Annotated in this window: 13 protein-coding genes and 1 riboswitch; of the genes, 8 read left to right on the plus strand and 5 right to left on the minus strand. The window is 55.4% G+C overall.

Annotation, left to right across the window (positions count from 1 at the left end):
* Positions 1–457 precede the first annotated feature (457 nt).
* Positions 458–2,722, plus strand: a complete 2,265-nt coding sequence (locus ACR3ZL_RS26555; protein WP_473650079.1) for an NfeD family protein — start codon at positions 458–460, stop codon at positions 2,720–2,722.
* Positions 2,722–3,375, plus strand: coding sequence for an NfeD family protein (locus tag ACR3ZL_RS26560; protein ID WP_473650078.1), 654 nt, complete (start codon positions 2,722–2,724; stop codon positions 3,373–3,375). Before ACR3ZL_RS26555 ends, ACR3ZL_RS26560 begins: the two co-directional genes overlap by 1 nt.
* A 58-nt stretch (positions 3,376–3,433) precedes the next feature.
* Here ACR3ZL_RS26560 and mgtE read toward each other — a convergent pair whose 3' ends face one another.
* Complete coding sequence (gene mgtE / locus ACR3ZL_RS26565) at positions 3,434–4,783, minus strand: magnesium transporter (protein ID WP_473650077.1); 1,350 nt, start codon at positions 4,781–4,783, stop codon at positions 3,434–3,436.
* A 539-nt stretch (positions 4,784–5,322) separates the two neighbouring features.
* Positions 5,323–5,606, plus strand: a riboswitch (cobalamin riboswitch).
* A 142-nt stretch (positions 5,607–5,748) separates the two neighbouring features.
* Here mgtE and ACR3ZL_RS26570 point away from each other — a divergent pair.
* The 3 genes from ACR3ZL_RS26570 to ACR3ZL_RS26580 are packed head-to-tail and all read left to right on the plus strand — an operon-like array spanning position 5,749 to position 12,889.
* Entirely contained in the window at positions 5,749–6,546 is a 798-nt protein-coding gene (locus tag ACR3ZL_RS26570) for a DUF1559 family PulG-like putative transporter (RefSeq protein ID WP_473650076.1), read from the plus strand.
* 5 nt (positions 6,547–6,551) lie between these two features.
* Positions 6,552–12,656: a DUF4465 domain-containing protein gene (locus ACR3ZL_RS26575; protein ID WP_473650075.1), complete on the plus strand. Its 6,105-nt coding sequence runs from the start codon at positions 6,552–6,554 to the stop codon at positions 12,654–12,656.
* On the plus strand, positions 12,605–12,889 hold the full coding sequence (locus tag ACR3ZL_RS26580; RefSeq protein ID WP_473650074.1) for a DUF1289 domain-containing protein: 285 nt from the start codon (positions 12,605–12,607) through the stop codon (positions 12,887–12,889). Before ACR3ZL_RS26575 ends, ACR3ZL_RS26580 begins: the two co-directional genes overlap by 52 nt.
* Before the next feature lie 87 nt (positions 12,890–12,976).
* Here ACR3ZL_RS26580 and ACR3ZL_RS26585 read toward each other — a convergent pair whose 3' ends face one another.
* The gene (locus tag ACR3ZL_RS26585; RefSeq protein ID WP_473650073.1) at positions 12,977–13,582 is read right to left on the minus strand and encodes a hypothetical protein; all 606 of its coding nucleotides are present in this window, start codon (positions 13,580–13,582) and stop codon (positions 12,977–12,979) included.
* Between the two features lie 375 nt (positions 13,583–13,957).
* Entirely contained in the window at positions 13,958–14,473 is a 516-nt protein-coding gene (locus ACR3ZL_RS26590; protein ID WP_473650072.1) for a hypothetical protein, read from the minus strand.
* Positions 14,474–14,836: 363 nt separating this feature from the next.
* Between ACR3ZL_RS26590 and ACR3ZL_RS26595 the strand changes: the two genes are divergently transcribed.
* From ACR3ZL_RS26595 to ACR3ZL_RS26605, 3 genes are all read left to right on the plus strand, one after another.
* Entirely contained in the window at positions 14,837–15,736 is a 900-nt protein-coding gene (locus ACR3ZL_RS26595) for a DUF1571 domain-containing protein (protein ID WP_473650071.1), read from the plus strand.
* A 739-nt stretch (positions 15,737–16,475) separates the two neighbouring features.
* Positions 16,476–16,880 (plus strand): thioredoxin family protein, encoded by a 405-nt coding sequence (locus ACR3ZL_RS26600; RefSeq protein WP_473650070.1) that lies wholly within the window; start codon positions 16,476–16,478, stop codon positions 16,878–16,880.
* A 131-nt stretch (positions 16,881–17,011) separates the two neighbouring features.
* The gene (locus ACR3ZL_RS26605) at positions 17,012–17,941 is read left to right on the plus strand and encodes a DMT family transporter (RefSeq protein ID WP_473650069.1); all 930 of its coding nucleotides are present in this window, start codon (positions 17,012–17,014) and stop codon (positions 17,939–17,941) included.
* Positions 17,942–18,056: 115 nt separating this feature from the next.
* Here ACR3ZL_RS26605 and thrC read toward each other — a convergent pair whose 3' ends face one another.
* Positions 18,057–19,484 carry a threonine synthase gene (gene thrC / locus ACR3ZL_RS26610; RefSeq protein ID WP_473650068.1) on the minus strand — a complete coding sequence of 476 codons (1,428 nt, stop codon included), beginning with the start codon at positions 19,482–19,484 and terminating at the stop codon, positions 18,057–18,059.
* 634 nt (positions 19,485–20,118) lie between these two features.
* The gene (locus tag ACR3ZL_RS26615; protein WP_473650067.1) at positions 20,119–20,835 is read right to left on the minus strand and encodes a hypothetical protein; all 717 of its coding nucleotides are present in this window, start codon (positions 20,833–20,835) and stop codon (positions 20,119–20,121) included.
* Between the last annotated feature and the right edge of the window lie 1,227 nt (positions 20,836–22,062).

Here is a 22,062-nt window from a genome sequence, read left to right on the forward strand (position 1 = left end):
GAGTTAGGAAGGCTGTTGGAGGGGAATAGGCCGAAGTATAGTCACTACGCCAGCGTAGCGGAACGGTCGCCAGACAACCATTAGGCAAGCGATAAACGGAAACCGCCTCCCATTGAGACCAAATCCCGCAACCGCTCTCAATTGCCACCCAACTCGCACCCGCCCGGCAACGTATGTCTCTGTCGACCAGACTTGCAACACTGCGTTTAGGTCGGCAGTTGGCTCGGCGGACATGCTTAGTTCAGCGGGCGCGTTCAATTCCGGTGAGCTGGACCTGTCTTAAGATGGAGGTGTTCGATCGTCTGACGAGATAAGTGGACGGCAGGACATCTGATTTTGGCTCGGCCGTGTGCATTCCCTCCTCGGCGGCTAGCCCATCCACGATCAACTCACTCAATCGCGTCCCAACGAAGCCCATTCTGGTGTCGCGGATCGACGACTCGCCTATAATTCTGCCATGACTCGATTGATCGCTCTAACGGCCTGTTTGCTTCTCTGTTTCCTAACCGGAATAGCGCAGCCCGCTTACGCACAACCGGCATCGGCCCCTCCCAAGGAAGATCAAGGCCCCGAATCCCAAGTTTCGGACCGTCAGCGAGAAGGCTTTCAAATCGAAATCCCCAGCCCGCTGTCTGCTCGCCAAGTGCAACGAACACTGGGGCAACTGAACCGCTTGGCTCAAGCCAGCCGAGACGATCGCGTCACGGTCGTGCTGCGATTCGCCGGCTCAGGACCGAACGATCCATTGCTTGATCAACCCAATTCCGCCTCCACCAGCAGCAACACGACACTGGAAGACGCGCTGAAGCTTGCCCGAGCGATCTCTGGACAAGAGCTTCGTCGCATCCGGTGCATCGCTTGGATTGACGGCGTGGTCACCGGACACGAAACCCTGGTTGCGTTGGCTTGCGAATCCATGGTCGTTTCGAAAGCGGGCTCGATGGGCAACGCTGCATCGACTAACGGGTCGATCGATGAGACCACCCGTTTGATTTATCAATCGATCGCCAAACGACGTGGGCTGTTACCCGATGCGGTTGTTGCGACTTTATTAAACTCGGATGCCGAACTGGCCAGGGTCCGACTTTCCGATGGCAAGGTGCTCTTCGCTACCGGCCCCAAACTCGCCGAGCTTAGGCAATCAGGCGACATTCTCGAAGAAACCATCTGGGCGGACGCTGGAGCTCCTCTGACCCTTTCGGCTGATCAACTGCGACAACTTCGAGCGGCCACTACAATCGTGACCAGTGCCAACGAAGTCGCGGACCATCTGGGCCTTTCGCGTCTTCGCAGCGAGTCGGTTGACTCGACCGAACAAACCGTTGGGGTCCTATTGAAAGTCAGCGGACCCATCAATGCCAAACGAATTCGGCGTTGGCAGGCCAATCTAGCTGCCACGGTCGACTCAGCTGAAACCAACACTTGGTTGTTCGAAATCGATTCACCGGGTGGCTACCTTCCGGGTACCGCATCGATGGCAGCTGTCGCGGCGGACCCTGGCTCGTCGATTCGCCGCGTCGGTGGATTCGTTTCCCATGAAGCGCGGGGTGATGCCGTGTTGCTTGCCCTAGCCTGCCAACCACTCAGCATGCACCCCGAGGCAACCTTGGGCGGACCCGGCGCCCAAGCGATCGATGCCCAAGATGTCGATCGCCAGCGAGAACTCATCGCACTGATCGCCGAATCGACCGGCCGAAGTGAAACGCTCATTCGCGGTTTGCTCAATCCAGAATTGGCCGTGCATCGCTACGTTCATCGACGTACGGGTCGGGTACGGTACGCAGTCCCTAGCGAATTGACGGCGGAGTTCGCAGCCGAATCCGCTCAAGCCGCTCACGGTGATCCAGACGCTGCACCCGCGGAAGACGTTTCGAGTGTTTGGAAGCGTGAGCAGCGAATCGAACTCGGTGAAGGCCTCAGTGCTCAAGCCGCAATCGAACTTGGGCTTGCCGAAGCGGAATCCGAAACATTATCCGCAGCGGCCGCCACCATCGGTTTGGACGCCATCCCGCCGCAATTATCCGATCGAGGCTTAGTGCGATGGGTGGAACAAATCGGTCGCAATGACGGGATGGCCTTCGCCCTTCTGTTGCTTGGGTTCATGTTTTTATCAGCCGAGGCCAGTGCTCCGGGACTGGGCATTCCCGGCTTCCTGGCGATGCTTTGCTTTGCCTTCTTCTTTTGGACCAAGTTCCTTGCTGGCACCGCGGAATGGGCCGAACTGCTCGCCTTTGGTCTCGGCATTGCCTGTCTGGCGATAGAGATCTTCGTGCTGCCCGGATTTGGGATCTTCGGGATCGGCGGCTTAGTCCTCACAGTGCTGGGCGTGGTACTGATGAGCCAAACCTTTGTCGTGCCGCGGAATGCCTATCAAACCGCGGAGGCCGTCAACGGTATCGGCATGGCGATGGGGGCCATGATCGGGATGGTCGTCGGGCTATTCATCATGCGAGCCTTCTTACCCAGAGCCGCTACCGCCACAGGACTCGCGATGGACGTTCCACCGGAATCACTCGAAGAGGTCGAACGCATCGCCCATTACGATCATTTGGTTGGCCAAACCGGCGTCGCCGCCACTCGATTGCGGCCCTCGGGAAAAGCCCGTTTTGGTGACACGTTGGTATCCGTCGTCAGCGACGGGTCGTCGGTGGAACCTGGGCAACAAGTGCGAGTGCTGCAAGTGTTAGGAAGCCGAATCGTCGTCGAAGCGGTGGAACCGTAGTGCCCAACTATTACGCCTTCGGACTACTAATCGTTTTCTATGCGCTCGTGTTGGCTGAGCTGTTCATCCCCAGTGGCGGACTTCTTGGTGCGATCGCTGTTGTAGTGGCGGTCACGTCGGTCATCATCGGTTTCACCGTTAGCGTTCCGTTTGGCGCAACGCTATTGCTGGTGTACTTATTGACCACACCGATTCTGTTTGCGATCGCACTTTACGTTTGGCCCAAGACTCGACTGGGCCGCTCGATGCTGAACCGAGATGCACTGGAAACCGATCCGACTGGCCCACCAGCGAAAACTCTTGACGGGATCCCACTGGAAGAATTGGTGGGTGAATTCGGCAAAGCCACTTCGAGCTTGTTACCTAGCGGCCAAGTTAAGGTAAATGGGCACAAGACCACCGCGGTCAGTACTGGGCTTCCGATCGATGCGGGACAATGGGTGAAGGTGGTTCGGCTCTACGGTGGCAAGCTTCAAGTACGCGAGGCAACCGCCGATGAGATTGACGCGATAGCCAGCACTGGCATGAAGCCCGGCGACGAAGCGATCGGCAATCAAGACCGTGACTTACCACTCGATGCAACCGGCGCACCCAGTCGATCTCAAACGCCCAGCACCACGCTGGACGACATCGACTTCGAAGACCTGACCTAGCCAACGAAGCAGCCAGACTTGACAGCTGCCCTGCCCTGGCTTTTCTAGATTCGGTGAGCTAACCCAGCATCACTCGGGCGACGTTGATGTAGATCACAATCCCCAAGATATCGACGATGCCGGCCACAAACGGATTGCTCATCAATGCAGGGTCCAGCCCCAATCGCTTGAACATCATCGGCAGCACCACGCCGCACAAACACCCGCAAACGATCACTGACAACAATGTGATCGGGATCACCAGTGCATCCCATGCACTGGGGGCGAGAAACAACGCAACTAGAAACCCGATCAACGACAAGAAGCTTCCCAACATCAGCGACACAAATACTTCGCGCACGAAGACTTTCGGCAAATCACCGGGAACCACTTCGCCGCCCGTCATCGCGGTAATCACCAGTGTCGCCGATTGGCTTCCCGAGTTGCCGCCGGCGCTGATGATCAGCGGAATGAAGCAAACCAGCCATGCATAGATTTCCAGTTCAGCTTCATACATTCGCAAAGCAAACGCAGTCAACAAAGCTGCAAAAAACAGAATCGTCAGCCAGATTCCTCGCTTATAAGCGAGCAGCCCCAACCGGATGCGTAAGAAATCATCTTCCAACGGCGCCACCGCCGCGATCCGTTGAGCATCTTCGGTAAGTTCTTCACGAACGACGTCAATCACGTCATCGTGCGTAATGATACCCAGCATTTGACGCCCGGAATCGATCACGGGAATCGCAAGCAAGTTAAAACGTTCTACCTTTTCAGCAACCGACTCTTGGTCTTCACCCGTCAACGCCACGACGACGTCGGTTTCCATCATGTCGCCGAGAGTCAAGGTTGGTTCTTTCAACGACGAAACCAACTGCCGCGTCGAAACAATCCCTCGCAACACGTTGTTGTCGTCGACAACGTAAAGGTAATAGATCGTCTCCAGATCGCTGGCTTGGCGGCCCAGTTCATCAAGGGCTTCTCGCACCGTCAACTTTTCAGCCAACTTAGCGACCTCGGTGGTCATCAACGCACCGGCGGTGCCTTCCCGATAAGATCGCAAACGCTCAATGTTGCGACGATCGACCGCTGGCAATAGCGGCAGAATTTGATCGACGGTTTCGACCGGCAACTCATGAATCAGGTCAACCCGGTCATCCTCGGGAATCTCTTCGATCAACAGCGAGGTTTCGTCTGCTGGTTCGGCAATCAGCATCGCCAGTTGTCGCTCTTCGTCGAAATAGCCAAAGATCTCGGCACGACGATCCGGCGACGCATACTGCAAGACCTGCCAGGCTTCTTTGTCGTTGAGCCCCTCCATGAATTCTGCCGTTCGACCAGCATTCAGGGCAACACAAAACTCTTGCAATTCAGCTTCTTGGCCGAAGGCAAGCATCTCGCGAAGTTCAGGCAGGAAAAGCGTGTTCACCAAACGAGCATCTCAGAAGTTGCGGGACAGGAGGCGGGAACCAGGAATTTCAGTAGGTGCCGATTTCGGGCGTCACGCTAACTGACCAATAGAATCTCGCAAAGCCATGCAAAAGATTCGGGGGCGATCACCCCAAACGCAGCCGTTCTTCGCCGTACTATACGCCCATCGGTCGTGATCGCAGCAACCAATTGACGGACAATTCATCCAACCTTCACACCATCGAACCTTCGCATTGGCCAAGGCGAATGGTCTTCCGCCGCATCGATATTCTTCATTCGAACGGGCTAGACCCTCCTTAGACCAAAATGTCCTGTTAAGCCGCCCAACAGTCTGACGCCCTCAACGGGAAATTCCAGGCCCACGTTTACCCACTGCGTGCCGATCCACGCCGCCGGACCAAGTAGCGAACGCCGGCCCCCACTCCCCAAAGTGAGCAAATTGGCCGTAAATGTCACCGTTTTCTAAACAATCGCAGACTTCGACCAACGCGAACCGCTGAAATGTTTTGCGTTGACATCGGATCCCCATCTATCAATACTCCTTACCTAACGATACTGGGTGCCGTGGCGATCAAGCTTGATTGTCACGAGAACAGGGAACTTCGGTGAGATTCCGAGACGGCCCGGCCGCTGTATCCGATGCCCTGAAGACGGGATGGTTTGCTGATTTTAGTGGCTTGCCAATTCGTGTTCTGGACCCAAATCTCTTCTTGGCCATTGCCGGTCCGGTTGCGAGTGCTCACAGCACTCCGATCTTCGCGGCGAGAAGGCGAGACGTGGGAAGCATCGGGAGTCAGAAGACCTACCTTGTATTGGACGTCTGCTTTGGGTGATCGTGGTATCGCTCTGGGCGACCTTCTTGGGTGAGGTCAACGTCAGGAACTTTTTCCTTTCCTGTTGGGATGAATCTGTACTTTGATGGGCGCTGCCTGTCATCGCACAAATCGTTCTGTGATCTTGTCCGCAATGCTTTCAGTGCACTCTCGTCGCTGTCGATCCGCCTTCACTCTAGTCGAGCTGTTGGTCGTGATCGCAATCATTGGCGTCCTCGTTGGGCTGTTGTTACCAGCCGTCCAGGCCGCCCGCGAAGCGATGCGGCGAGCGTCCTGTCAAAACAACTTGCACCAGATCGGCCTTGGCCTACATAACTATCACGCCGCCTTTGGAAAGTTCCCACCTGGCGCCATCGAAGTTCGACCGCAAGTGGCCGATGGAAAACAATTCGCTTGGTCCGCATTCATCTTGCCGTACCTGGAACAGGCGGCGTTGGCCGAGCGGATCGATTTCAATCGACCGTTTGACGACCCCGCCAACCTAGACGCGGCAGCCGAAATGGTGGCGGCCTATATCTGTCCGTCCACGCCGCGATCCGAACCTCGTATTGGCGGCATGGGTGTCACCGATTATGGCGGCATCTATGGCGAACGGATCGTATCGCGGAACACGCCTCCTAACGGAATGATGCTGCACGATCGTGCGTTGGGTTTCCGAGACATTCTCGATGGCAGCTCCAACACCGTGATGATCGCTGAAGACGCTGCGTTCCCCGATGGTCAGTGGATCAACGGGCGCAATTTGTTCGACCAAGCCTTTGGCATCAATCAAGCACCCGTCTTTGAAAACGACATGCGCAGTTTTCATCCGACCGGCGTGATGTCACTTCGATGTGATGGATCGACTTACTTTTTGACAGACCACATCGACCTCGAAATCCTGGCGGCCTTTTGCACGCGCAACGGCCACGAAACCTATCACCTTGAATAATCAACATGCATAAGCGATTCAAAAACCGTCAAGCGATTACTCGTCGTCAAACCGCATCGCGCCGTCCAGTGTCGCGTCGTTTGCTAGTGCAATCCTTGGAAAACCGCCAATTGCTTGCTGCGGGACCGTATGCCCCTGCCGCCGGCCAAGTCGGTTCCACGGCGATCGCCAAAGATGATTCGGCAATCGTGGGCTGGGCCACTTCGGTCACCAATTACACCGAAGGTGCCAACCTCACCGAGACTTGGAAGCAATCCAGCAACGCACTCGGCCCAGCCGAAGGATTGCCCGGAAGCATCGTGTCACTGGGCAGCGGTGGGTCACTGACCTTGTCGTTTGAAACTCCCATTCGTGACGGGATGGGTGCCGACTTCGCTGTCTTTGAAAACTCATTCTCCGACACGTTTTTGGAACTGGGATTTGTTGAAGTCTCTTCCGACGGCGTTAACTTCTTTCGTTTTGATGCGGTTTCACTTACGAACGGGCCTGTCAACTCCTTCGGCAGCGTAGATCCCACCAACCTGAACAATCTTGCTGGCAAGTACCGTGGTGGATTTGGCACTCCGTTTGACCTAAGCGAACTCAGTGGTGAAAGCGGCCTCGACGTCACGGCAGTCACCCACGTGCGTCTGGTTGACATCATTGGGGACGAGTCAGCCCAAGACTCTCTTGGCAACTTCATCTATGACCCCACACCAACGGCTCAATCCGCTGGTTTAGACGTCGACGGTGTCGCAGTCTTGCATGCCGCCACGACCGGCCAGACAACGACCGATTTCGAAACGATCGGCAATACGATTAACGACGGGTCATTCTCTAATCAAGCAACAAACGGCTTCACCGAAGACGAAATCTCGCTCAACAACAACTACACCGACTATGGAAGCTTCGGCTCTTGGACTGGTTGGGCAATTTCCAAAAGCACCAACACCGCCAACCTTGGCGACAGCAACTACCTGAATCAATACAGTGCTATCACGGGCATTGGGCACGACGATTCGCCCACCTATGCTGTCGGGTTCTTCGACGTGAAAGAGTCCGACCCAGCGCCGCCGCCAACGATCACACTCGACCCCGCCAGCAATTCGCAATTCGATTCGTTCTATGTAACCAACACGGCCTACGCCTTTTATTCGATTCGAGACGGTGACAGTTTTGCTGATCCATTCGGAGGCAACTCCGGCAACGAGCCTGATCTTTTTCAACTAATCGTGACTGGCCTGGATGCGAACGGGAACTCGGTCGGCAGCGTCACAGTTGATCTTGCTGATTACCGCTTCGAAGACAACAGCCAAGACACCATCATCGACGAATGGACTTTCGTTGACGTATCAAGGCTCGTTGACGCTCGGTCGCTCGAATTCAGCATGAACTCCACCGGCACGAATGAGTTCGGTATCACGACGCCCGCCTACTTTGCCGTCGATGACGTCACGCTCGTCAAACCGACCGTCCCCATGGACCTGGAACGATCCAGCACCTCCGAAGATCAATCGGTAACCGCTCGCGTGTCTCGCCCGACAGCCGACACATCATTGCCATTGGTGATCAGCTTAGCGGGCCAGGGAACCGACCAAGTCAGCTTCCCCGAAACCGTGACGATCCCTGCGGGAGCATCGTTCGTTGAGTTCGAAATCACACCAACCAATGATGGATTGGTCTCACCCGATCGAACACTCGAATTGGTTGCGACCTCGGAAAACTTGCTTCCGACAACCCTGTCATTAACGATCCAGGACGATGAAGTACTTGGACTTGCGTTTGATGACGCTACCGTGAACGTCACCGAAGGATCCGGACAACAGGTTTCATTGGTCCTAACTCGTAATGATGCTGACGTCAGTAGCCCGCTGTCGGTATCGATCACCCACGATGCCACTTCGTTACTAAGCGTGCCTGGCTTTGCAACTTTCGCAGCCGGTTCGCGGGAAGCCACCGTCGTGATCAACGTGCTCGACGACGCTCAAGTCACCGGCGACCTAAGCGTCAACATCACCGCAAGCGTCTCTGGCCGAGAATCCGACAGCGTCAATATCAACATCGCCGAAGACGACACCGCTGTCCTGCAAGCCAGCCCCGCAAACTTGCAACTAAGCGAGGACTCGCCACAAACAACGGGCACGGTAACGATTAGTCGCAACACTGTTGACGTCAGCAATGCCGTTACGGTCACACTCACCGCACTGAATGCAGGCCCGTTCACCCTACCGGCGACGGTGGAAATCCCAGCCAACGCAGCAAGCGTTGAAGTGGAAGTTGGCGTCATCGACGATGGGCTGCAAAACACGCAACTGGCTTACAGCATTCAAGCCTCTGGAACCGGCTTTGGATCGTCAACTTTCCAAATCGAAATCACCGACAACGACGAAGCAAGCCTGCAAGTCACGGTGTTGGACGACACCGGCAATCCCATCACGTCCGTTCTAGAAGGCACGACTTTTGACGTTCTTGTTCGGCGCAGTGGCGTTGAAACCGACCAACCTCAAACGGTCAACATCACCGCGTTGCTCAACGGTCAGTCTACTGACCTGTTCACCGGCCCAGCCACGATCACCATTGCCAGTGGCCAAAGCGAAGCCACCGCGTCGTACACCATCTCGAGCGATGGCATTGCCGCGTTCAACCCAACCCTTGCGATTACCGCTGACGCAAACTCATTCGTATCGGCCACGACGACTTTGACGGTCAACAACGCTGATCTTGGCAATCTCGAAATCAGCTTCGGCAGCGAGTCACTCAGCGAATCCGACGCATCAGTCACGGCCGATTTTGAAGCACTCGGCCGTGGTCTGCAACTAGGTGAATTCGACAACAACGCGGGTGCGGCCGGGGTCTTCGAAGACAACGGCTTGTCATTCCAAAACTCCTTTAGCAATGCCTTCGGTTTCGATTCCTGGTCCGGCTTTTCCGTCAGTCGTGACACGGACTCCACAACGCCTGGCTTCTTCAACCAGTACTCGGCTTATCCGGGCATGGGCGCCGACGGGTCATCTACCTACGGAATCGGCTTTGCGAGTTCGGCGGTTGAAATCAATCGGCTTGCATCATCGGCTCCCTTTGCATCGCTCGATATCACCAACACCACCTACGCCGCTCTATCAATGCGTGATGGTGATTCCTTTGCGAAACAGTTCGGCGGCGAAAGCGGCAACGACGAAGACTACTTCCTGCTGACAATCGAGGGCCTCGACGCTGCAGGAAATTCGTTGGGACAAGTCGAATTCTACCTGGCCGATTATCGCTTCGCTGACAACAGCATGGATTACATCGTTGATCAGTGGACCAGCGTCGATGTCAGTTCCATCGGGAATGCAGTGACTCTTTCGATGCAACTATCGTCGTCCGACAACGGCGACTTCGGGATGAACACGCCCGGCTATTTCGCAATCGACAACGTGGCTTTGGCACCAACCGCATCGCAACCTTCACTAACGATCACTCGCCAAGACGCCGACAACACGGAAGCTCTCGAAGTAACGCTCGGTGAGGACTCAAGCCGCGTCAGCCTACCGGCTACGGTCACCTTCCAACCCGGTCAATCTAGCGTGAACGTCCCCTTGGTTTGGTTCCAAGACAGCCTCGCTCAACTACCGGAATCACTGACAATTACAGCAACAGCAGAAGGTTTCAACTCGACTCAAAATTCGATCGACCTGCTCGACGACACCGATGCCACACTGACGGTATCGGTTTCGGACACCACGTTGGCCGAAGCCAGCGGAACGCAAACGATTGACTTTGAGGATATTGGCGCAAGCTTCGCCGCCGAATCATTCAACAACGGCTCCGACCAACGCGGCGGTTTTGAGGCCGGCTCGCTGCAGTTCCCAACGTCTTATAACCCGGCGTGGAATAGCTGGAGCGGATGGTCGGCATCGAACGTTACCGACGTCACGACCGCAGGCTTCGGGAATCAATTCGCTGCTTACGCCAACGTCGATGATGCGGTACCCGGCGGTGGCGCAAACGGCTCGTCCACGTTCGCGATTGGCGGTGGAGGTGGCTCACCGACGCTTTCATTACCGGAGTCCTTTGAGGGGGCCCAGTTCGAATCGATCTCGATCACCAACACCACCTACACCGCTCTTTCGATGTTGCAGGGCGATGCCTTTGCCAAGAAGTTTGGCGGGGAATCGGGCGACGATCCCGACTTCTTGCTGTTGACGATCACCGGCTTCGACGCGGACAACGCCCAAGTCGCCACCCAAGATTTCTACCTAGCCGACTACCGTTTTGATGACAACTCGCTGGACTACATCGTCAACGATTGGACAACGATCGACCTGTCATCCATGGCTGGTGCGTCACAACTTCAATTTAGCTGGACATCGTCCGACGTCGGCCAATGGGGCATGAACACGCCCGCCTACTTCGCGATTGACGACGTGGTTGTCAATCGTGATCCCACCGCGGCACCGTCGGTCACGATTCACCGAAATACCGCCGACGTGAGTGGCGAATTGACGGTGAAACTGGAGGTCGACAATCCTGATGTCGCAACGGTTCCATCCACGGTCACCTTCCCCGCTGGCGTGGACCGCGTGCGGGTGCCTATCACCGTGATCGACAATGCCCGCTATCAAGCCGATTCGCAAATTAACGTGACCGCGACGCCGGTCAGCCCATCCACGCTGCTGGCTTCCAGCGTTTCACTGACCGTTGTCAACGATGATCTGCCAAGCATCCTTGTCGCTGGTTCCCAAGACAACTTCGATCTCGGCGAAACCGAAACCGCCGAAGTCTTCTCGGTTCAACTCGAAGCTCGCCCTGAAAGCGATGTGGTTGTGACGATTACCAACGCGGCAACCGATAGCGGTATCGCGACTGGCCAGATTGAAATCACCACCACGGAGCTAACCTTCACACCCGAAAACTGGGACCAACCGCAAACGGTCACCATGACCGGGCTGATCGATTTGGACCTGGACCCAACTCAGGTCATTCCGATTCGATTATCGGCCGATAACGATGCATTTGCCGATGCGACCGCCTGGGTATCCCTTCAGGATTATCAACCCAGTGAACTGGAATTAACTACCGATGCAGGGATCACCCGACTACGCGACATCGCGACCGGCATCGTGTTCGCTGAGTTTGATCCCGGCACCGACGTGATCCTGAACCTGAACGACGCCGCACAACAAATCACAATAAATCCGCTCGTCGGCTCTCAAGGCTTGATCCAAATCAACACGGGCGGTGGCGACGACGTTGTCATCGCATCAACGAATAACTTCACCCTGATTGATGGTGGCATCGGAAGCGATACCCTCGTCATTGCCCCCAACGATCTCGCCGACGGAGAGTCAATCAACCTAGTGGATTGGCTTCGGCACCGCGCCGTTCGTTTCGAAACCATCGTCCTGGGATCGACGGACGCAGCAAACAGTCCCTCCATCCGCTTTGAGCTGAACTCCAATGAACTGCAAGAATGGTTTGGTGACACGCCACCACAGTTGGTCACGTCTCCCAACCAAGTGCTCAGCCTTTCCGGTGATTGGCAGTTGGGACTTCCGACGCTGGATGACGGTCGTCTAACCGGGCATTTGACAGGTGGCGGAATCGACGTCAGTGTCTCGACGGAACTACCGTGGCAAAACTACCTGCTGCGTGCCGATGTGGATGCGAGCGGAAAGGTCACTTCGTTTGATGCACTCCGAGTCATCAACCGTATAAATACTGGTGAACCCGCTAAGCTTCCTGACCCCAAGACGATCGACGAAATCGTGGGGCACTTCTACGACGTTTCCGGTGACGGACACGTGACCGCTCTCGATGCACTGCAGGTGATCAATTATCTCAACAATCTCGAAAGCCAGGACGACAGCCAAGATGAGAGTCCTGACAGCGGATCGGAGGGCGACGAACTGCAAGTCACCTCTACGGCAATCACCTCCAGCCCATCGGCTGAACCGTTAACGTTGGGAAGCCAAACTGACATTGCAACCGTCGAGGCGTCCGAAGCCAAGGTTGTCGGTCAAGTGGAGCCCACCAACGGTGATGGGTTATTCGCCGAAATGGAAATCACACCGTCTGCCTCCGACAGTGTGCTCAGTGAATGGGATGGCCTGGACAACGAGCTTTCCCAACGAATCGAGCTGAGCCTGTGAGCCGATCCAGCAGAACAACGCAAACTGTGCCGCGATCGCCGTGTACTGGAGTTTGCCAAATCGATTCACAAGACGTCTGCATCGGATGCCTCCGATCTCTTAACGAGATCGGTCGCTGGTCAGTCGCTACGAATGATGAGAAACGATCGATCTTGGCAGAGATCCATAAGCGGCGTTTTGCCGCCTTGACCAGTCAAGCGGCCACATCCGTTATCGACTCACCGCGACCGTAGTCGAAAACTCTCGGCACCGTCCCCGTCAACGCAACACCAAGGACGTCCGACTACAAGGCGTCCGGCATTGCCAGTTAGCGTTTGCAGCTATTTGGAAAAGACCGCGATCGTGAAACCGTAATACAACGAGTTTGCGTCGCGGCCTTCCGTGGTGACGAGGTAGCGTCCAAATCCACTCAGCCGAACCCGCGGCGTCCACCAGAAATGGATCCCGGTTTCTGGATAGACAGCCATCAACGCACCGTCAAACGATTGCTCTTCCTCACCGAATTCATCGATACTGCCATCATCGTCATTGTCGATGTGGTCATCTTCAGCGGACTCGGTCGTGCTCGAGACACCCGCGAATAACCCGAGACCGACAAACGGCGCTAAACGTGTAGGCGTTTGGAATCGCATCCCGACTTCACCGCCCAAGAAATAGTCATCATCGTTGGCGGCCGCGATCAGACCCATTCGATTGGTGAAATAGGAAGTCCGGTAACCGGTGTAGCCCAGTTCAAGACTTCCCAAAGGGTTGCTTGATTCGCCGATCGCGGTCAGTCCACCGGAAAAATAGAGCCCTGAGGATTCCTTCAAGAAGCGCGCATCGGCAGCCTGCTTGATCTTGCCAGGGATGTCTGTTTTCTCAGCCCCGTCGGCATATTTCACGGCGTAGTCAGGATCCTCCATCGCCCACCGCGACTTGGTCATCCCAGAAGGCAATTGAGCCCGAACGGGTTGAGCAAACCCAGACACAAGAACAGCAACTGCCCCGCCGAAAACAATCGGGAAAACGTGACAGCGGCGATAGGAGAACGGAATTCGCATATTCAATCAGGCAAAGGCAGCCTGGTTCGTAACGAAAAATCCGCGACAGCGACAATCCCGGTTGCCAACGCGACGCCATTGCCGGCTCGTCCCAATTGCCGCTCGTTCCTGCGATCGTTGCAGTCAGCCAGACCATTCGATCAGCAAGACCGTCGGGCGAAACCGACCGGGGCGCAAAAAAACAGCCGCAAGGACGCTCCTTGCGGCTTCGATCGTGGGCCGTTCATTCGGCCCAATTTAGTTTTGGCGAACTCAACTTCAGGAATCTTCAGCTTTCTTTTTGAAGCCCTTCTTGAATGCCTTCGCACCGAAGATCATATCAGATTTCGCTTTAGCATCGGCCGCTTCGGCTTTTGCTTGGCAATGCTCACAGCAGAACCCAACCTTCACGCCGTCAACGGTAATCAAGGTTTCTGGATTCACCTTGTTGCCGCTCATCGGACACCCGGTTTGCTCGAACTGCTTCGATTGAACCAATTGGCGGTTGGCTTGGGTGGCGTACTTCTTTTCGTTGGCGGCAAATTTGCCAGCGCAGCCCCCGCAACAAAAATAGACCTTTCCACCTTTGTAGTCAGCGGATTTGCTGGCCTGGACATCCTTGGGTGCCACGACGCATTTGACACCGGTCAAATCCAACTCGCTGGCTGCCTTGTTCTCACCCGACGACGCCGGTTCGCTGGAAGTCATCGGTTCGCTGGCGACAACGGTCACCGTGGCCACCAATAATACTGCTGCGAATGACAGCAAACGCTGATTCAGGAAATTTCGTTTCATGGGACAACTTTCTTGGTTCAAGCATCTAAATTCGAGCAGCGATGAACACCAGGCCCGGTCAAGCAAAACTGCCTAACCCCTTCAAGCTAGCCACCCGCTAGGGCCCAAGTCAACTGAATCCGCCACGAACCATGGCGAAAATTGCCGCTTCCTGCACGATTCGTCTAGTCCGACACGGCTCTTTCCTGTTAGTTTCACGACACTAGCGGATTGCCCGGATATGGGAAGCTTTGCTTGTTGTCCCGATCAACGGGTGCACAAACCACTTCACTATCCCTGCGGTCGCTCCCGTGTCGATAACTCGGGAGGACGCTTGACGGGAATGGATGCACCGTCGCATTAGACTTCGCACAACGGATTGTCATGAATACGCCACGACGCCAATTTTTGGGACTTGCTGCTGGACTCATTTCCGGCACCACCATTTCGCGATCATTCGGCCAAGAGCCGCAATGGGCAAACCCAGTTCACCGGGTCGCCAACGCGGCGATGTCGATTCCAAAATCGACATCCGTGCCAATGGACTCGCCAGGCAAAACAGCGCTTCGTCGCGGGCTGCAAATGGCCCAAGAATCGCTCGAAGTCTCCAAGGCCGAAATCCGCGATTACACCGCTATCTTGGTTAAACGCGAACGCATCGGTGAAACCACCGGCGACCACGAATACATGCAACTGAAAGTTCGCAACCGGAAAGTGTCCGGCGGACAACTGGTCCAGCCTTTCAGCGTCTACATCGGTTTCTTGAAACCAGCCGCGGTCAAAGGCCGTGAAGTCATCTACGTCGAAAACCGTAACGATGGCAAATTGGTGGCACACGAAGGCGGTTTCAAAGGCCGGTTCCTGCCCACCGTGAACCTACCCGTCGACGGCATGCTCGCGATGCGTGGCCAGCGTTATCCGCTGACCGAAATCGGCGTCGAGAACATGATCGTCAAACTGATCGAACGTGGCGAGAAAGCCATGCGTCACGAAGACGTCACTTGCGAATTCCGCAAAGGTGCCAAGCTAAAAGACCGCGTTTGCACAGTCCTCGAAGTGACACAACCGACCCGTCATCCGGACGCCGAATTCTATCAAGCTCAAGTCTTCATGGACGACCAGCTCAACATGCCGATTCGCTATGTTGCCTACGACTGGCCGACCACCGCTGGCACGCCTGGCAGCGTGATTGAAGAGTACAACTACCTGAACCTCCAGGTGAATGTCGGACTGACCGATGCGGATTTTGACCCGTACAACAAGACCTACAACTTCTACTCGTAGGTCCAGTTGGCAGCCTGGTCCAGTTGGCAGCTAGGGTCCAGTTGGTAATCTGGGTCTAGCTATTCGCCTGGGTCCAGCAATCAAGCAGGGCCCAATTCACTGGAAGCCTTTCAAATGAGTACTGGGGACCCAGGTAAACGATCGGATCCAGCCAACAGCAGGGATCCAAATGACAGCCCAGGCCAAAATGCTAATTAAGGCCTAGGCGACCAACGCTGCCCTTGCCTAGCTGATCAATCCACTGCGGCCCCAACAGTCGCGGCCCAAACAGTCGCGGTCATTGTCTGAATCGAAGTATTCGAGTGGGTGGCGTAGACGCCAACTTCCGATTTTGGTTCGCGAGGTCACCTTTCGCACATTTGCGTTAGGCCTGTATTTGCGTTAGGACAAAGCGGAAAATAAGTGGCATAGGCTTCCAGCCTGTGATTGTGCAAAACACATGCTGGAAGCCTTTGCCACCCTTTCTGTTCGACACTTGTTCTTCGCTCGTTGCTTAGGCGACCAACCGCGACCTTTACCGCGTTGTGACTTTCAGCCCCCCGCACCGTTATTCCGCAAGTTGCGTTGCAAGTCAATTGATTACCACACCCCCCACGGTCTGCTAAGCTGGGAAGCTGGCGGGCACTTCCACCCGACGTTCATCTTAATAGTGTGGTAAGCCAAGACTTCCCGCCGGCGGACTGTTGCATTCAATCTCCAGTCCAGCTTCATCCCTCCCCGCTCGCCCTCCGAACATCCGATGAATTCATACGCCATTGTCGCTCTCGCCGCTTCGCTCGTTTGTGTTTCGCTAACGGGATGCCCCGCTCCAGCGGAACCGGCGGCTGCAATCTCGCCCGCCAAATTTGACCAAGTGGTCAGTCAAGACAAGTTAGTTCTGGTCAAGTTTGGTGCAACTTGGTGTGGACCGTGCCGACAAGTTGATGCGGAACTGAACTCGCTTAGCGCAAGCCTGCCGGCCGATGTGGAAGTCCTGAAAATCGATGTCGATGAAAACCCCGAACTCGCCCAACAGTACCAAATCAGTAGCATTCCCCGCCTAATGCTCGTTCGCAACGGTTCCATCGTTGACGACAAAGTGGGCTACATGAGCGAAGCCGACCTGCAATCGTGGATCGGTGAGTATCGCGAAGCTGGCCTCTAGCCCGCACTTCTCACCTCTGGCCCACAATTCTCAATCGCGGCTCCAACAGAATTGCAACATCAATAGTATGGCCCCCGGCCAAAATACTGTTTCTGTTGATTGCCCCACATTTTGCGTAACGAGTTCTCGCGTTGCCCCATCACCAACGTCGTCGAGACTACTTCAAGCTGCACTGCATTATTTTGCTCTGGGGCTTCACCGCGATTCTAGGAAAGTTGATCGAACTTCCGTCGCTGGAAGTGGTCTTCATTCGCAGCGTCATCGCTGCACTCGTGATCGGTGCCATGCTACGCAGCCGGCTCTCAATTAGCCGCAAACGGTCATTGCCGATGGTGGCCAACGGAGCGTTGATCGGGCTTCACTGGGTCACCTTTTTCGCCTCCGCAAAGGTTGCCAACGTTTCCGTTTGCATGGTCGGGATGGCAACCATTTCATTGTGGACGGCGTTGTTAGAACCCATCCTGATCCGCGGTCGCAAAATCCGGTGGGACGAATTGTTCTTCGGAGCGATCATTGTTGCGGCGGTCTACTGGATCTTCCGGGGCGAATCGTTTCAAAGCGATCCAAACCTTCCCGCTGGCCTGACGTTGGCAATCTTCAGCGCGGTAGTCGCGGCATTGTTTTCTATCTTCAACGGCATGCTTGCGACTCAAGCAGACCACCGCATCATCGTCGCCTACGAGATGTCCGGTGCCAGTATCTTTTGCGGGTTAGCGATGGTCTTGTCCGTCGTTGCCGGATCAACCGACGCTGCCGAGTATGGCATGCCCAATGGAATCGAGTGGCTATACCTGATAATCCTGGCTGTGGTTTGCACCGTGTATGCCTACAGCGAATACGTCGAGTTGCTCAACCGCTTGTCCGTCTTCACGATCAACTTCGCCAACAACCTGGAACCCATCTACGGCATCTTGCTGGGGGCCCTTGTCTTCCAAGATCATCAAGACGTCGACATCGGCTTCTACGCAGGCGCAGTGTTCATCGCACTGTGCGTCGGCGTCCAGCCTTGGTTCGGGAACTCCAGAACCCGCCGACGCATGTCCAAGCCGGGCACGGTATAAGCGGGCGAGGTATCTCCAGGCTCAACGCGGCGACTTGTCGCCACATTGCCCGCCACAAATACTGCCCGCCACAAATACTGCCAGCTACGAATACTGCCCGTTACGAATCTGCCCGTTACGAATAGAGCTGGATCGCTTTGATGATGTCGTCCAGGTCGTTTGGAACCGCTACGGCCCGGTTGGCGAAACTCGCTTTCGTCACACCACGACTGCCGAGGGTTTCGTTGAACAACTCTTGGTCGGTCGTGTGATAAGCCACCGTCGCCGTTGGATCCTTCAGCTCATGGCCGGTCAAGATACAAACGACTCTGTCACTGGGGGCGATCACGCCTTCGCTACGCAATAGCTTCGCACCCGCCACACTGGCTGCCGAGGCGGGCTCACATCCATAGCCACCCGCAGCAACCTTTGCCTTGGCGTCCAGGATTTCTTGGTCATCCACTTGGCGCACCACACCGTCCATCCAATCCAATGCTCGCAAGCATTTCTTCAGATTAACGGGACGATTGATTTCAATCGCGCTGGCGATCGTGTCCGCTCGCATTCCCTCGCGGTCCATGCGGTCGTTGTGCTCAACGATCGGTTGCATGTTGACATCGCCGCCGTTCCAGCGAACGCCGCCTCGTTCAAACAATTCATAAAGCGTGTCGGCACCGCTGGCATTGATCACCGCTAGTCGTGGAATGCGGTCAATCAACCCGTGTTCCTTCAGTTCATGAAACGCCTTACCAAACGCGCTGCTGTTCCCCAGGTTTCCTCCAGGCACAACGATCCAGTCTGGCACTTCCCAGCGAAGTGCTTCCAGCACGCGGTACATGATCGTCTTCTGGCCTTCCAACCGGAATGGGTTCACGCTGTTGACCAGGTAAATGCCCAACTCTTGGGCAACTTGGCGAACACGGATCATGGCATCATCAAAGTCACCGGCGATCTGAACCGTCAACGCTCCGTAATCCAAAGCCTGACTGAGCTTGCCGTAGCTGATCTTACCGCTGCCTATAAAGATCACGGCCTTCATTAACTGCGTTGCACTGCAGTAAAGAGCCAGTGACGCACTCGTGTTTCCGGTACTGGCACAAGCCGCACGTTTAGCCCCCATCATCGCCGCATGCGTGACGGCGGCGCACATGCCGTTGTCTTTAAAGCTGCCCGAAGGGTTCATGCCTTCGTACTGAAGATGCAACTGCCCTTCGTTCATCCCGACGTATTTGGCGACTTGGTTGGCCTGTTGCAGCAACGTCTGGCCTTCGCCGACGGTGACGATTTTGTTTTGTGGGGCGAAGGGCAACAATTCATGAAATCGCCACACGCCCGAAAAACGAACCGGGTTGGTTCGCTGACTCCACATCGACTCAAAGTAGCTCAACCGATCCGGCACGGCGGCGCGGTCCCAATCGTACGCAATGTCCAGCAAATCACCACACTTATCGCAGGCGGTACGAACGCTGTGTGTTTCGTAGGTGGCGCCGCATTTTGGGTTGATGCAGCGTTGAAACGCGAGGTCGGTCATGGCAGCGTTGTGATTTTCGGCGGTTTGAAGCATCGCGGTGACTGGTTTATCGAGAGCGAGCGGTGGAAAACGACTGATGTACAGGATAGATCGGTCGATCAGCCCTGTCTCTGAAATTTCGCCTGTTCGCCCGACCCCGAAAAGGCGAAATGTGCCCACCGAAGCGGATTTCTGGCAAAATCCTACTAAAATCGCAAACCAACTGACGATTCCATGGTCCGACCGCCCTCCCAAGCTGAGTCGACATAGCTAAGAAGCCGAAATCCCACTTCGGGCGTCCGCCTGGACAACCCGGTCGAAATTCCCAAATTTGTCCGCAAATCGCTGCGCACGCGGAGCCGTTTCCCAACACGTGCGGACTGAGGCCTCTCAGTCCGCAGCATCGCAAATCTGACCGAGGGCCTCGGCCAGCTACGAATTGGCGACGATCTGCACTTAAGAAGAAACGACCTTAGACTCAGACAGCTACGACCTACAACTCAACCCGCTTCCATCGAAATGGGTGTTCTACCAAGGCATTCAACCGACAAAACTCGTAACCGACTCCCTAACAAGAACAGTCGATTCTTTACGGAATGCTGCTGCATGCAGCTAAATAAGACAAACATCAGAAGGAAGTTCGGCTCGCCGAGCTTCCCCCTGATCAATCTCTATTTTCACAATGCCACTAAACGACTTCTGCGACCAGATTTGTTTCGCTGGCAAGTTGCGGAACCCCGCCGCCCAGTCGAGTTGACATTGGATCGCCCAGAGGCCCACATTCCAAGCGAGTATTTAACCACGCTGCAGCGATCCACAAGGTCGAGCCAAACGGAGTGGAATCGGGCAGGGTGATCTCACAAGTCGTCTTGCTTTCGGTGCCGTGCAGTGTCCAGTCACTTAATTGAGCCGGAGCGTGATTGCCCACATGTGTATAAACCATTGCACCGGTCACGCCGCCGGGCTTACGAGCACGACCGGTTCTTAATTCCACATCACGCAAGTTGAACTTGACCGTGTTGTGACGTTGGGCACGAATTTCGATCAATGGATACGTCTGCGGGACCGGATGTTGGGTCGGACTCTTGCGAATTGTGATCCCTAGCGCCCGTCGCTTCGCGTCGGTCATATCCGCCGAAGCTTGGCAAAGGTCCACCAAACGACGAGTCAACTTGGTCAATTCGGTGCGTAATTGGCGCACCGTTGTCACGATGTAAGGTGTCCGTGTCATCGGGCTGATCGAAGCGTCGTAAGCAGTCTCAAACGCCGTTTGCAACGCTGCATAATCTTCGGCGTCAGCTTGCGTCAGGCCGTAGCCAGTAGGATCCTTGGCAATCTCCGTAGAGAAGTCGCGGCAGAAATCATTGAAGCCATTCAAGGTGGAAGGTAAGTAGCTCGTTCGCATATCAGGTTTCCTTTTCGAAGGGGATTGTATGTAGATGCAACTGCCCTCGAATCCCCGTGCAAAAGCGTCACACCCAAACGGTGCGAAAGTTTGCTGCGATAGAGCAATCACGCGGGCCAAGAAACACTCCCGGACCCCCGACAACGTGGGGTTCCGTTAACGCCCGGTCAAACATTTGCTATCAAAACTGGTTCCTGGAATCATGGGATGACCGTCGGTTGAGACGATCATTCCGGCCTTGCGGCACCTAAAGGCTCGCTGCGGCACCTAAAACCTCGTGCACAGCGGCCTTACCGCGCGGTAGCCGCATGCTGCATCCATGCAATGCCACTCGGCATCACCACGGCGCGGCCCTGGATCAGTGCAGCGAAGTGCAACACCAGTGCAAAGTGATTCTGCATCAACGCAAACCTGGTCTCCACTGGTGCAGAGTCGCCCTGCATCGGCGCAACGCAGCTCAACTTCACTGCCAAGCACTTCTGCACCGAAGTCTCGGTTCATTGCATAGATGCAGCACACCGGAGTTTGTTGCTGTCGAGACAACAAGAGGAGAATCCATGGCAGCTAACGGACCACTCGATAATCACTTCAAGCCTCCGGGTAAGTTCAGCACTGGCCGGAGGCAATCGAAGCGGATGCCATCAAGAACGAAGCTCGCCTTTAAGTATCGCAAGAAATGTTCCAAAGCCGGAAATACCTCTCGTGACTTACAGTAAGGCCACGAGAGTCAAATACCCCGTGAAGCCATGGCGTCCAAAGCCTCGAAACCTTTGACTGCTAGTCTCCTCAAACATGCTGCAATGCCGTAATGGCATCAGATCAACAACTCCAAATTAGTGAATATTCCACCATTCGCCGCTTGACTGTCTTCCTCGGTTTTGACGGCTGATCCGAGGAAACCGTAGCTAGTGCCAAAACGGCTGATTAGCGACAAACGGATTGACGCCAAACGAGTCCTGTCATTTCATTTGTCGAGGACTTACCGCTCAAACCAGAAGCAGCTAGGCCATTTCGATTCCTTGGTTCGTTCATTTTGCAGCACCCCCAAACGCGGTGCATGGGATGGTTACCCCGCTACCAACTGCCTCCACAGGCCGACGATACCAATAGCGATGACCACAGCGACCAAATAGCAACCACAACCCAACCGCCCCGGGATAGGCCCCGTTTCGGGTGGTGCATAGTCTTCGCTACTCCTATCGATTGGGCGATCCGATCTAATCTTAG

Source organism: Rhodopirellula sp. J20-39, assembly GCF_057365095.1.